Source organism: Methylocystis sp. S23 (assembly GCF_054106005.1).
The window spans coordinates 1,899,850-1,912,391 of sequence record NZ_CM134185.1 but is presented as its reverse complement, the minus strand read 5'-3'; the positions used below and the strand labels follow the sequence as shown (position 1 = coordinate 1,912,391).

12 protein-coding genes are annotated in these 12,542 nt (G+C 66.9%); 2 read left to right on the top strand and 10 right to left on the bottom strand.

Annotated features, from left to right (window positions below; all coding sequences use genetic code 11):
• Positions 1 to 2 precede the first annotated feature (2 nt).
• The 9 genes from nusA to ACV7JP_RS09435 all read right to left on the bottom strand — a co-directional run bounded on the left by nusA (position 3) and on the right by ACV7JP_RS09435 (position 8,972).
• A complete protein-coding gene (nusA, locus tag ACV7JP_RS09475; RefSeq protein WP_457798963.1) occupies positions 3 to 1,592 on the bottom strand; it encodes a transcription termination factor NusA in 1,590 nt (529 codons plus the stop codon).
• A gap of 2 nt (positions 1,593 to 1,594) precedes the next feature.
• Positions 1,595 to 2,353, bottom strand: coding sequence for a ribosome maturation factor RimP (gene rimP / locus ACV7JP_RS09470; protein WP_457798962.1), 759 nt, complete (start codon positions 2,351 to 2,353; stop codon positions 1,595 to 1,597).
• A 438-nt stretch (positions 2,354 to 2,791) separates the two neighbouring features.
• Positions 2,792 to 3,469 (bottom strand): 4'-phosphopantetheinyl transferase family protein, encoded by a 678-nt coding sequence (locus tag ACV7JP_RS09465; RefSeq protein WP_457798961.1) that lies wholly within the window; start codon positions 3,467 to 3,469, stop codon positions 2,792 to 2,794.
• A 2-nt stretch (positions 3,470 to 3,471) separates the two neighbouring features.
• Positions 3,472 to 4,521, bottom strand: coding sequence for an NAD(P)/FAD-dependent oxidoreductase (locus ACV7JP_RS09460; protein ID WP_457798960.1), 1,050 nt, complete (start codon positions 4,519 to 4,521; stop codon positions 3,472 to 3,474).
• Between the two features lie 242 nt (positions 4,522 to 4,763).
• Entirely contained in the window at positions 4,764 to 5,153 is a 390-nt protein-coding gene (locus ACV7JP_RS09455) for a 2Fe-2S iron-sulfur cluster-binding protein (RefSeq protein ID WP_457799058.1), read from the bottom strand.
• Positions 5,154 to 5,424: 271 nt separating this feature from the next.
• Positions 5,425 to 5,955, bottom strand: coding sequence for an ABC-type transport auxiliary lipoprotein family protein (locus tag ACV7JP_RS09450; RefSeq protein ID WP_457798959.1), 531 nt, complete (start codon positions 5,953 to 5,955; stop codon positions 5,425 to 5,427).
• 135 nt (positions 5,956 to 6,090) lie between these two features.
• Complete coding sequence (locus ACV7JP_RS09445) at positions 6,091 to 6,996, bottom strand: MlaD family protein (protein ID WP_457798958.1); 906 nt, start codon at positions 6,994 to 6,996, stop codon at positions 6,091 to 6,093.
• A gap of 11 nt (positions 6,997 to 7,007) precedes the next feature.
• A complete protein-coding gene (locus ACV7JP_RS09440; protein WP_457798957.1) occupies positions 7,008 to 7,820 on the bottom strand; it encodes an ABC transporter ATP-binding protein in 813 nt (270 codons plus the stop codon).
• A gap of 9 nt (positions 7,821 to 7,829) precedes the next feature.
• On the bottom strand, positions 7,830 to 8,972 hold the full coding sequence (locus tag ACV7JP_RS09435; RefSeq protein WP_457798956.1) for an ABC transporter permease: 1,143 nt from the start codon (positions 8,970 to 8,972) through the stop codon (positions 7,830 to 7,832).
• A gap of 129 nt (positions 8,973 to 9,101) precedes the next feature.
• Between ACV7JP_RS09435 and dgcA the strand changes: the two genes are divergently transcribed.
• A complete protein-coding gene (dgcA, locus tag ACV7JP_RS09430; RefSeq protein WP_457798955.1) occupies positions 9,102 to 10,085 on the top strand; it encodes an N-acetyl-D-Glu racemase DgcA in 984 nt (327 codons plus the stop codon).
• Here the strand turns inward: dgcA and ACV7JP_RS09425 are convergent, their stop codons facing one another.
• Entirely contained in the window at positions 10,086 to 10,421 is a 336-nt protein-coding gene (locus ACV7JP_RS09425) for a rhodanese-like domain-containing protein (protein ID WP_457798954.1), read from the bottom strand.
• A 227-nt stretch (positions 10,422 to 10,648) separates the two neighbouring features.
• Here ACV7JP_RS09425 and ACV7JP_RS09420 point away from each other — a divergent pair, with 227 nt between their 5' ends.
• Positions 10,649 to 12,472: a putative bifunctional diguanylate cyclase/phosphodiesterase gene (locus tag ACV7JP_RS09420; protein ID WP_457798953.1), complete on the top strand. Its 1,824-nt coding sequence runs from the start codon at positions 10,649 to 10,651 to the stop codon at positions 12,470 to 12,472.
• The last annotated feature ends 70 nt before the right edge of the window (positions 12,473 to 12,542 follow it).

Here is a 12,542-nt window from a genome sequence, read left to right as displayed (position 1 = left end):
CCTTATTCGTCCTCCGCCGGCGTTTCCTCGGCCGCCTCGGAGGCCTGCTCCTCGATCCAGCCGGCGCGCACGCGCGCGGCCATGATCATCGCCTCGGCCTCCTCGCGCGAGAGATCGACGCCTTCGAAGAAGCCTTCATGCTTCGTGGTCTCGCCGTCCTTCTTCTCGGTCCAGCCGACGAGGTCGTCCGGCACGCAACCGGCGAAATCTTCCATCGTCTTCACGTCGTTCTCGCCGAGCTTGACCATCATGGCGGTGGTCATGCCGTCGATCTCGTGCAGTTCGTCCGAAACGCCCAGCTCCTTGCGGCGCGCCTCGTTCTCCGCCTCGACGCGCTCGAGATAGTTGCGCGCGCGGGTCTGGATCTCGTTCGCCGTCTCCTCGTCGAATCCCTCGATCGAGGCGAGCTCGGGCAGCTCGACATAAGCGAGCTCCTCGACGGAGCGGAAGCCTTCCGAGGCGAGCAGGCGGCCCACCACCTCGTCGACGTCGATCGCCGACATGAAGACGCGGGTGCGCTCCTCAAATTCCCTCTGCCGGCGCTCGGACTCCTCGGCCTCTGTCAGAATGTCGATGTCCCAGCCGGTGAGCTGCGACGCCAGGCGCACATTCTGGCCGCGGCGGCCGATGGCGAGCGATAATTGATCGTCGGGCACGACCACCTCGATGCGCGAGCTGTCCTCGTCGAGAACGACCTTCACCACTTCCGCCGGTTGCAGCGCGTTGACGATGAAGGTCGCGGCGTCCGCCGACCAGGGGATGATGTCGATGCGCTCGCCCTGCAATTCCTGCACGACGGCTTGAACGCGCGAGCCGCGCATGCCGACGCAGGCGCCGACCGGATCGATCGAGGAGTCGCGCGACACGACGGCGATCTTGGCGCGCGAGCCCGGATCGCGGGCGACCGACTTCACCTCGATCACGCCGTCATAGATCTCCGGCACTTCCTGCTTGAAGAGCTTGGCCATGAATTGCGGATGCGTGCGCGACAGGAAGATCTGCGGCCCGCGCTGCTCGCGCCGCACGTCATAGACATAGGCGCGGGCGCGGTCGCCGGGGCGGAACATCTCGCGCGGGATCATCTCGTCGCGGCGGATGACGCCCTCGCCGCGGCCGAGATCGATGATGACATTGCCATATTCGACGCGCTTCACGACGCCGTTCACGATCTCGCCGATGCGGTCCTTATATTCCTCATATTGGCGGTCGCGCTCGGCCTCGCGCACCTTCTGCACGATGATCTGCTTGGCCGACTGCGCGGCGATGCGGCCGAAGTCGAAGGGCGGCAGCGTCTCGGAAATCCAGTCGCCGGGCTGCGCGGCGGGATTGCGCTTGCGGGCGTCCTCGATCGAAATCTGCGTCGCGTCGTTCTCGACCTTGTCGACGACGAGCAGCAGACGCGAGAAGCGGACTTCGCCGGTGCGCGGATTGATCTCGGCGCGCACCTCGGTCTCCTGTCCATAGCGCGAGCGCGCCGCCTTTTGCAGCGCGTCCTCCATCGAGGCGATGACGATCGTGCGGTCGATCGACTTCTCGCGCGCGACGGCGTCGGCGATCTGCAAAATTTCAAGTCGGTTGGCGCTGACGGCCATGGTCACTCTCCCTCGGAGCGGGCGGAACGGGATTTCGATCCCAGACCTTTCTTGAAATGCGTCTGCACGCCGGCCGGAACCAGCGGCTTTGCCTTGTTCTTCTGCGGGCCGCGGAAGCGTCCCGGCCCCCGGCGCGGACGTTCTTCCTCTTGGTTTCCGGCCTCTTCTTCCTGCGCCGCCTGTTCAAGCTTGCCGGCGCGCAGCGATTCGCGGATGAGCGCCTCGGTGAGCATCAGCTTGCCCTCGTCGAGATCGGCGAGCGGCAGCGTGACGCGCTTTTCCTCATCGGCGCGCGCGTCGTTGCGCTCGATCGTCACTTTGGCGGCGCGGCCTTCGCCCTCAACGCTTATGATGATCCCGCGAAAGCGCTTGCGCCCCGTTTCGAGCGGATGCGTCAGCTCGACGCGCGCTTCGTGGCCCACCGCGCGGGCGAAATCCGAGACGCGCACCAGCGGCCGGTCGACGCCGGGAGACGAAATCTCAAGCCGGTATTCGCCGGAGATGAAATCCGCGACGTCCAGCTCGGGGGAAAGCGCCTGGCTCGCCGCCTCGCAATCGTCGATGGTCATGATCCCGTCGGGGCGTTCGGCCATGATTTGCAAAATCTGGCCGTTTTGCTGCATCAGCTTGACGCGCACGAGCCGGAAGCCAAGCTGCGCGAGCACCGGCTCAGCGAGATGCGCCACGCGCGCGGCGACGCCCGTCTCCAAAACGAGACGGGGCTCGTCGAGGGCGGCGTCGATGGGAGCGCTTTCGGTCAAGCCTGGTTCCTGCGGTTCGGGTTCGCCAAACAAAAAAGAGCGGGTCCCCGCGGGGCCCCACCCTCAACGGCGACCATTGCGAGAATGATCGTTATGAGATGGAATTTGAGCTTCTATACACTAGGAGGGCGGGGAGAGGCAAGGAGAACCGCCGGCGGACTTGCAATCAATCTTGCCGATGAGCCGTTAAACGCCTCCCCTTCACAGGGAGGTCGCTGGTCGAAGGCCGCCGGGCGGGGTTCTTTCAATGGGAAGGAGCCCCACATATCCGGAGGCGAACACAGAATGGCCCGACCGACCGCCGTCATTGCGAGCGCAGCGAAGCAATCCAGAGCGGCCTATCCGGCGCTCATCCTTGCGACTGGATCGCTTCGTCGCTCTGCTCCTCGCGATGACGGAACCGGTCGATCGAAATGCCGTTCAATAGTGGGCGCGGGATCAAAGCAACGAGGCAAGCTCCGCCTCGCTGAAATCAGCCCTAACCGCTCCCTGCGCGGCGAGCGCAAAATGGAACGACCCGCGCCGCCAATGCGCGGCGCTCCACTCCTGCGGCGAGCCGTCGCGCATCGTCACGCGCGGCGGATCGAGCGAAACGGAAAAACTGTCGAGCGCCCGCGCGAGCCCCTGGCCGGTCGCCTTCACCACCGCTTCCTTCAGCGTCCAGATCGCGAAGAAAAGATCGCGGCGCGTCTCGCCCTCGACGGCGGCGAGCAGCGCGACTTCCTCGGGCGCGAAGAAGCGCTGCGCGAGCTTCATGCTTTCGGCGCGGCGGTCCGAGGGCTCGACGTCGATTCCGATCTCGACGCCTTCCGCGACGGCGACGGCGACCATGCCGCGCGTATGCGACAGGCTGAAGCGCAGATCGCGCGGCGGATCGAGAAGAAAGGGTTTGCCGAGCTTCGTCGCCGCGAAGCGCCAGTCCCGCGCCGGAAGACCGGCGCGGCGCGACAGTTCGAGGCGCAGCAGCGCATGCGCGGCGACGTAGGACTGACGGTCCTCGTCAAAAGCGAAGCGCGCCGCACGGGCGCGCTCCTCATCGTCCAGCAAAGCGGCGAGCGCCGACCACTGCTCGGGCGAGACGCCCGCAAGGTTCAGCGCCCGGACCGCGACATCCACGATCAGGAGACGCCGAGCTTCTTCTGAAGGTTGGTCGAGGACGTGGTATATTGGAACAACAGCTTCTTGTCCGGGAAGATGTAGCGATGCGCCTTCTGCGCCGCCAGCGCGCCCTCGTGGAAGCCCGAGAGAATGAGCTTCAGCTTGCCCGGATAATAATTGATGTCGCCGACGGCGAAGATGCCCGGATGGCTCGTCTCGAATTTCTCGGTGTCGACCGGGATCAGGTTCTCGTTGAGCTGCAGGCCCCATTCGGCGACCGGGCCGAGCTTCATGGTCAGGCCGAAGAAAGGCATCAGGCGATGGCAGGAGAGCCGCTCTTCACTGCCGTCATTCCCCTTCAGCAAGGCGCTCGAAAGCTGGCCGTCGGCGCCCTCGACCTGGGTGATCTGGCCGAGCTTGAAGGAAATCTTCCCTTCCTTCACCAGTTCCTGCATCGCCGAGACCGAATGCGGCGCGGCGCGGAAGGCGTCGCGGCGATGGACGAGCGTCAGGCTCCTCGCGATGGGCTGGAGATTGAGCGTCCAGTCGAGCGCGGAATCGCCGCCGCCGACGATGACGACGTCCTTTTCGCGGAAGTCCTCCATGCGGCGCACGGCGTAGAAGACGGACGTGCCCTCATATTGCTCGATCGTCGGGATCGGCGGCTTCTTGGGCTGGAAGGAGCCGCCGCCCGCCGCGACGACGACGACCTTGGCGAGGAAGACCTTGCCGGCGTCGGTGGTGAGGCGGAAGGAGGGCTTCTCCGGCGTGCCGAGCGAGGTGAGCGTCTCGACCATTTCATTGAAATGGAAGGTCGGATGGAAAGGCGCGATCTGCTTGAGGAGGTTATCCGTCAGCCCCTGGCCGGTCACTTCCGGCAGGCCCGGAATGTCGTAGATGGGCTTCTCCGGATAGAGCTCGGAGCACTGCCCGCCGGCGCGCGGCAGAATGTCGATGACATGGCATTTGATGTCCAGAAGACCCAGTTCGAACACCGCGAAGAGACCGGCCGGGCCGGCGCCGACGATGACGACATCGGTTTCGATCGCGGCTTCGTTGAGCTGGTTCATGTCCTAATCCTTGTCTCAATGGCGGCGGGCGTCGCCTCGGTCCTCCGGCGGCGAAGGGAAAAACACCCTCGCGAGCGATCGGGAAACGGCCTGGCGCGGAAACCGGGGAGGATTTTCGAACGCGGCCAGCCGACCGGCGGATGAGCCATCCGCCGCCGCTCGCGTTCGTCTATAGCATTCATCGGAAGATGCAACGCCAAACCGCTGCGGCGTGAAGCCGCCGCAGCGCGGCGAGCGGCGCGTCAGCCCTGCTGGGCGGGAGTGTTCACCACGAGCCCGTCGAGCTCCGGGCGCACCGTGATCTGGCAGCAGAGGCGGGAATTCGGCTTCACGTCGAAGGCGAAATCCAGCATATCCTCTTCCATCTGCGATGGCTTGCCTACCTTTTCGGTCCATTTTTCATCGACATAGACATGGCACGTCGCGCAGGCGCAGGCGCCGCCGCATTCGGCCGCGATCTCGGGAATGTCGTTGCGGCGCGCGGTCTCCATCACCGTGGAGCCGACCTCGCCCTCGACCGTGCGCGGCTGGCCGTTCGAGTCGACGAAAGTGATCTTGACCTTGGTCGGCGCGCCGCCGCCCGGTTCGGCGCCGTAGCGTGCAGCCGTGTCGTCGAAGCTCATCTTCACCATGACGCCCGTCTCTTCCCTCATCCGGCCGCGCCGTCCGCCCGCAAATGATTTGCGACCCGTCTGTTTTGCGATCGTCGGCGCTTCACCGCCGTTCGGCCTCGCCGAACGCTCGATTTTTGCTGGGCTCGATTAGCACTGGCCCGTTTGCCGCGCTAGCCCCCTCTTCGGGATCGCGGCGAAGGCCGCCCGACTTGCGAAATTTCATCGCGAAATTCGCCGGGACGTTCTCGCCGGCCCGGCGATCGCCGCGCGGGGAACGGCCCGGAAAGGCTCATAGACGGCCGCGCGTCCAGATCGCGGCGCTGGCCAGCGCCTGCGCGGCCGCGTCGGTCAGCGCGAGAGCCGCCGCCGCGCCCGTATGCTCCGGCGCGGGGGCCTCGGCCACGATGTTCCGGGCGGCGCGCGCCGCGCCCGTATTCTCGTCCAGAATGCGGAAGTAAATCTCGACGACCGCCGCATCGCGCGCCACGTCGATCTCGAAACGGCGGATATCGGCGGCGAGCGCGCGACCGCCCCCGCCGATCCGCGCGGCGCCGACTCCGGCCCGTTGCAGCGACTCGATCAGACGTTCGCGCAGCAGGCGCGGCAGGGGCTCCGACCATTCAACGCCGGGCAGCGCCGAGACGCTGCCGTCCAGATCGCGCACGACGATGCGATTCGTGCTCGTCGGCGCGACGGCCAGGGGCGTTCGGACCGAGAGCGCGCCGTCGCCGTGCGCCGCCATGCGCGCGGCGCCAGACGCGCCAGCGAGGTCGAAGATCCGGCCGGGAGGCTGGGCGCAGCCAGCGACGCCGAGCGCCATCGCGGCGCAAAGCGCGCGCGCGTGACCTCCCCAAGCCCTCGTCCCTTGTCTCCTCATTCCGGCCGCCTTCGCCTATCCGCCCGACCTTGAACGGCTTTCGCCCTTCTAGCCGATTGCGCGGTTCAGACAAAGCTATCAGCGGCCGCGATATTCTGGCGTGGTTTGAGAAGGGCCCCAGATGAATTGCGACGGGTCGCGCTCGATCGATTTGATCGCCTGGTCGAGCGTGTCGACCGCCTTGCGGGCGTCGATGGCGAGCTGCTCGTACTGCCTGAGCCCGCTCGCGGAAAAATTCTTCAGACTGTTCGAGGCGCTCGCGACATTGCCCGTGATCGCCTTGAGTTGCTTGGGATCGATCGCCTTGAGCGTCTTTTCGCCCGCGGCGAGGAAGCTGTCGAGCCGCGCGGCGACGGGCTTCAGCGAATGCGCCGCCTCGGCCGCGTCCTTGATGAAGGACGAAATCTGGTTCGAATTGTCGGCGAGCGTCTTGGTGAAGGTCTCCGCGTTCTTCAGCGCGCCGCTGATCGAGTCCTTGTTCTCGTCGAGAAGCCTGTCGAGCTTCACCAGCACTTCCGCCGCCTTGGTGGAAAGGTTCTGGACATTGCCGAGCAGGTTTTGGATCTCCGAGCGCTCGGCCTGGATCTCCGGATAGCGCCGCCCCTCCTGCGCCACGAGATCCGGCGCGCCCGGCGTGCCGCCGACCAGCAGAACGTCGGCGACGCCCGTGAAGCCGCGCGTTTCGAGGCGGGCGCGGGTATTGGTCTTGACCGGCGTGCGTTGGTCGATCTTCACCAGCACGTCGACCTTGCTCGGGTCCTTCTCGGAAATGGCGAGATGGGTGACCTCGCCGACCTTCACGCCGTTGAAGAGCACGGCGGAGCCGCGCGAGAGGCCGGAGACCGAGCCGGAGAAGACGATCTGGAAAATCTCCTGCTTGCCGATCTGGCTCGGACCGGAAAACCAGTAGACGAAGCTGAACGCCGCAAAGATCATCGCCAGCGTGAAGGCGCCGATCATGGCGTAATTGGCGCGGGTTTCCATGCGTCGTCCTCTCAATCGGGGTTCGCGGCGGCGAGCCGCCCGCCGCGAACCCCGTGGAAATAGGCTCTCAGCCAGGGATGGTCAGAGCGCAACAGGGTCTCGAGCGGCCCCTCCGCAATGACCTTGCCGTCGGCGAGCGCGGCGATCCGGTCGCAGATGGAATAGAGGCTGTCGAGGTCATGGGTCACCATGAACACGGTCAGTCCCAGAGTCTCCTGCAGGGTCGCAATCAGCTCGTCAAATTCGGCGGCGCCGATCGGGTCGAGGCCAGAGGTCGGCTCGTCCAGAAATACGAGCTCGGGGTCGAGCGCCAGCGCCCGCGCCAGCGCCGCGCGCTTGACCATGCCGCCCGACAATTCCGACGGAAATTTGTCCGCGGCGTCGGGCTTCAGCCCGACAAGCTCGATCTTGAGCATGGCGAGCTCGTCCATCAGCTTCTGCGAGAGGTCGCGGGTCTCGCGCATGGGCATCTGGATGTTCTGCTTCACCGTGAGGCCCGAGAAGAGCGCCCCGTTCTGGAACAGAACGCCCCAGCGCTGCTCCAGCGCCTTGCGCTCCGCCGTGGGAAGCTTGTCGCGATCCTTGCCGAAGATGCGGATGGAGCCCGCCCGCGTCGGAACGAGGCCGAGGATCGCGCGGGTGAGCACGGATTTGCCCTGCCCGGAGCCGCCGACGAAACCCAGCACCTCGCCGCGGCGGACGTCGAGATTCAGTCCGTTCATCACGAGCTTCTCGCCAAAGCCCACGACAAGGCCGCGCACGCTGATGACGGCTTCGCCCGCTGGTCGCTCCGAGACCGGGCCGCGCGTGTGGAGGAGGGTCATCGGCCGCGCTCAGTAGTCGATCGAGGCGAAGAAGATGGCGAAAAGGCCGTCGAGCACGATGACCATGAAGATCGATTTCACGACGGAGGAGGTGACCTGCCGGCCGAGCGACTCGGCCGAACCCTCCGTCGCGAGCCCGTCCATCGCCGCGATGAGGCCGATGACCAGCGCCATGAAGGGCGCCTTGATGATGCCGACCATGAAAGTATGGAAGGCGATCGCCTCCTTGAGCAGGGACGCGAAGGCCGCCGGGCTGATGCCGCCATAGCCCCAGGAGACGAGCATCCCGCCGAAGAGCGCCGACATGTCGGCGATGAAGGCGAGGATCGGCAGGGAGAGAACCAGCGCCAGCACGCGCGGCGCGATCAGCACCTCGATCACCGAGAGGCCCATCACGCGCAGCGCGTCGATCTCCTCCCGCATCTTCATCGAGCCGATCTCGGCCGTGATCGCCGAGCCTGAACGGCCGGCGATCATGATAGAGGTCAGGAGCACGCCGAGCTCGCGCAGCACGAGAATGCCGATGAGGCTCACCGTGTAGCTCGACGCGCCGAACCGCAAGAGCTGGAAAATGCCCTGCTGGGCGACGATGCCGCCGACAAGCAGATTGATCAGAATGACGATCGGCGCGCTGCGCAGGCCGATCAGCTCCATATGCGCGACGAGCGAGGTGAAGCGGAAATGCCGCGGATGGGTCGCCACATGGCCCATGGCGGCGACGAATTCGCCGAGAAAGGCCACGCCCCGGTAGAATTCGGACAGGCCCGAAACCACGGCCCGGCCGAAATCCTCGAGGAGCTGGAGCAGCGCCGGGACGCGGCGGCGCGGCGGCGCGGCGAAGTCGCGATAGGCGGCTTCCTCCAGCAGAATGTCGTGCTCGGGCCGCGCATGCTCCAGCGCGACGCCGACGCTCGCGCCCGCGAGCATGCGCCGCGCGCGGTTAATGAGCCAGGCCCCCGCCGTGTCGAGCCGCGCGACGCCGGAAAGATCGATCGTCACGAATTTCCCGCGACGCCCGAGATCGACGATTTCCTGCGCCTTCTGCTCGAGGCGCCGGGAAGCCGAGAGCGTCCAGTCGCCGACAAGCGCCAGACGCGCGCCGCTCTCGTCGGGCGAAACGTCCGGGGGAATTTGTGCGGCGTCGACTGCCATAGGCCCTCTTGCAAGATGCGTTCGATCGGAACCTTGCAAATCGTCTTAACTTCGTGACATGCCGTCGACAAGCGCGCCGGCGCACAGCCTGCGGCGCAAGTTCTCAAACGAACGGAAGCGGAGCGGAGCTTGCGGGTCGAATTATCGCTGGCCGTCGAGGCCTTCCCCATTGCCGGGCGATTCGTCATTTCGCGCGGCGCCAAGACCGAGGCGCGCGTCGTGACCGCGACGCTGCGCGCCGGCCAGCGCCTCGGCCGCGGCGAATGCGTGCCCTACGCCCGCTACGGCGAGAGCGTCGAGAGCGTGATCGCGACGATCGAGAGCGTGCGCGGCGAGATCGAGGCCGGCGCCGACCGCCTGGCGCTCCAGCGCCTTCTGCCGGCGGGCGCGGCGCGCAACGCCGTCGATTGCGCCATGTGGGACCTCGAAGCCAAGCTTTCCGGGCGGCGCGCCTTCGCCGCCGCAGGCTTCGAGCGGCTCGTCCCCCTCGTCACGGCCTACACGCTCTCGGTCGGAACGCCCGAGGAGATGCGCGCCGCCGCGCTGAAGGCGGCCGACCGGCCCTTGCTGAAGATCAAGCTCGCGGGCGAGGGCGACGAGGCGCGGCTCGCCGCCGTGCGCGCGGGCGCGCCCCACGCCAGGCTCATCGTCGACGCCAATGAGGCCTGGCGCGAGGAGACGCTCGCCGCCCAGCTCGACGCCTGCGCCCGTTTCGGCGTGGCGCTGGTGGAGCAGCCTTTGCCGGCGGGCGGGGACGAGATGCTGGCGACGATCGCCCGGCCGATCCCGATCTGCGCGGACGAGAGCGCGCACGAAACGGCGTCGCTCGCGGCCCTTCAGGGCCGCTACGACGCCGTGAACGTCAAGCTGGACAAGACCGGGGGGCTCACCGAGGCGCTCGCCATGGCCCGAGCCGCCAGCAAAATGGGTTTCGGGATCATGGCCGGCTGCATGGTCGGCACCTCGCTCGCCATGGCGCCGGCGACCCTCATCGGCCAGATGGCGGCCTTCGTCGATCTCGACGGGCCGCTTCTCCTCGCGAAGGATCGGGAGCCGGGCCTCGTTTATGAGGGCTCGACCATGGCGCCTCCGCCCCCCGCTCTGTGGGGATAGCTACATCCCCTGCTCGACCGGCTCCCCGGCGTTGAGCCAGGCGAGAATGCCGCCGCCGAAATGGGTGTTGGCGTCGCGCCGCCCCGACAGCCGGGCCTGCTCCATGGCCGTGACCGAGCGGCGGCCGGAGCGGCAATAGATCACGACCTTCCGCCCTTCGCCGGCGACCGGGAGCTTGGAGGGGTCGAATCGCGACAGCGGATTGAAGATCGCGCCCTTGATATGGCCGGCGGCGTATTCGTCGGCCTCGCGAACGTCGACGAGCAGGATCGAACCGTCGGCGAGGCCGGCCTTGAGATCGGCCAGGCCGATATCGTTGAAGGGAGAGGCGGTCATCAGCTTAAGACTCCACAAATCTTATCCGCGAGATCATTGGCACGCCGGCCCCGCTGCGTCCAGCCGACCGAAGAGCGTTGATTTTGTTTACCATGGAAACGGCCGGACTCGGGGCCGGCGGTCCTCCCCGCGGCCGCTCCCCCCAAGTCGCGGGTCGTCGCAACGTCGAATTTACATTTGCGCGCGATAACAGGCCGTCTGAAATCCAGCGCTGAAGGTTTCGCAATATGCAATTGCGCCACATCGCAAACCGCGGCGCTGAGGCGCCCGTTGCGACCGTTCGCTCATCCCTTCTCAAGGCGCCGCTCCAGGCGCCCCAGGCCGCCGCGCCGCCGGCCGCGGCTCCAGAGCCGCCCATCGGCCCCGACCCCCGCCAGATTCTCTCCTCCATCGGCGAGGTGGTCTATAACTGGGACATCGCGACGGACCGGCTGAGCTGGGGGCCGAACCTCTCCGAAATTCTGGGCGCGATCGCCGAGGACGATCTCGGGACCGGCCTCGCTTATGGCGAGCGCATCTCCCGCGAAAGCGGCGCCTCGCGCTACGACGCCGTCATGCAGTCGGACCAGGCCGACCGCGGCGAGGGCGTGGCCTATCAAATCGTCTACGCCCTCAGCCCGCCCCGCGAAATGGGCCCGGCGCCCGTCGTCTGGGTCGAGGATACGGGCCGCTGGTTCGCCGATGAGCGCGGCAGGCCGGCGCGCGCCCATGGCGTCGTACGCGTCGTCACCGAGCGCCATGAGATGGAGCGCAAGCTCATGCTCGGCTCGCAGATCGATCCGCTGACCGGCGTGCTGAACCGCGCCCAGCTCGCCGAGCATGTGAACCGCTTCCTGCAGCAGACCGAGCGCACGCGCAAGCCCTTCGCCGTTCTGCTCGTCGCGCTCGAGAACCTCTTTGCGCTCAACCGCACCTATGGCTATGACGCGGGCGACGAGGTCATCGCCGGCCTCGCCGGGCGTCTGCGCGACAATGTGCGGTGCTGCGACGTCGTCGCCCGCCACGCCGGCAACAAATTCGCGCTCGTGCTCGAAAATTGCGACACCGAGCAGACGCTTGCCGTCGCCAACCGTCTGCTCGACATCGTGAAGAGCGCGCCCTTCGAGACGTCCGCCGGCTCCATTCCGGCGACGATCCGCATTGGCGGCGTCATCGGACCGCGCGAGGGCCGGGCGCCGCGCGTGCTCTTCCAGCACGCGGAGGAGGCGCTCGACGTCGCCCGCCAGGGCGCCGGCAAGCGTTTCGTCGCCTATACCTCGTCGCTCGCCCGCGAGGACGCGCGTCTGCATGCGCTGCAGGTCGCCGACAGCATCGTCTCGGCGTTGAACGAACGCCGCGTCGATCTCGCCTTCCAGCCGATCGTCCACGCCGCGACCGGCGAAGTCGCCTTCCACGAGGCGCTGCTGCGCGTGCGCCTGCCCGACGGCGCGACGGCGTCGCCCGCCGCCCTGCTGCCGGTCGCGGAAAAGGCCGGTCTCGTGCGGCTTCTGGACCAGCGCGTGATGGAGCTGGCGATGGAGCGCCTCGCGGCGGAGCCGGAGCTGCGCGTCTCGCTCAACTGCTCGATGAACACGGTGCTCGATCCGGAATGGCCGGATCGCCTCGCCGCCGCCATCGCCGTCAATCCGTCCATCCCCGACAGGCTGATCGTGGAAATCACCGAGACCTGCATGATCGAGGATTTCGAGACGACGAAAAATCTCATCGCCGCCTGCAAGCGGCTGGGCGTGAAGGTCGCGATGGACGATTTCGGCGCGGGCCACACCTCCTTCCGCAGCCTGCGCGATCTCGCCTTCGACATCGTCAAGATCGACGGCGCCTTCATCCAGAACATCGCGAACTCGGCGGACGACCGCTTCTTCGTGCGCACCCTGATCGACCTTGCGCGCCATCTGTCGCTCAAGGTCGTCGCCGAATGGGTGGAGGATGAAGCGACCGCGCGAATCCTGCGCGACTGGGGCGTCGAGTTTTTCCAGGGCGCGCTCTACGGACGGGCCGAGTCGCGCCCGCCCGTGGGAGAGAAGCGACGGGCCGCCTCGTCCCTCGCATGATCCGGAAAAAGCGTTCGGACTGATCGCTTCGCAACGATTCTCGCGGCGTCATTGCGAGCCGAAGGCGAAG

What these genes read in the sequence shown, in the direction of transcription:
- nusA (WP_457798963.1), bottom strand. Translation starts at nt 1,592, where the DNA reads ATGGCCGTCAGCGCCAACCGACTTGAAATTTTGCAGATCGCCGACGCC.
- ACV7JP_RS09460 (WP_457798960.1), bottom strand. Translation starts at nt 4,521, where the DNA reads ATGAACCAGCTCAACGAAGCCGCGATCGAAACCGATGTCGTCATCGTC.
- ACV7JP_RS09455 (WP_457799058.1), bottom strand. Translation starts at nt 5,153, where the DNA reads ATGGTGAAGATGAGCTTCGACGACACGGCTGCACGCTACGGCGCCGAA.
- ACV7JP_RS09450 (WP_457798959.1), bottom strand. Translation starts at nt 5,955, where the DNA reads ATGGCGCTCGGCGTCGCTGGCTGCGCCCAGCCTCCCGGCCGGATCTTC.
- ACV7JP_RS09445 (WP_457798958.1), bottom strand. Translation starts at nt 6,996, where the DNA reads ATGGAAACCCGCGCCAATTACGCCATGATCGGCGCCTTCACGCTGGCG.
- ACV7JP_RS09440 (WP_457798957.1), bottom strand. Translation starts at nt 7,820, where the DNA reads ATGACCCTCCTCCACACGCGCGGCCCGGTCTCGGAGCGACCAGCGGGC.
- ACV7JP_RS09435 (WP_457798956.1), bottom strand. Translation starts at nt 8,972, where the DNA reads ATGGCAGTCGACGCCGCACAAATTCCCCCGGACGTTTCGCCCGACGAG.
- ACV7JP_RS09425 (WP_457798954.1), bottom strand. Translation starts at nt 10,421, where the DNA reads ATGACCGCCTCTCCCTTCAACGATATCGGCCTGGCCGATCTCAAGGCC.
- ACV7JP_RS09420 (WP_457798953.1), top strand. Translation starts at nt 10,649, where the DNA reads ATGCAATTGCGCCACATCGCAAACCGCGGCGCTGAGGCGCCCGTTGCG.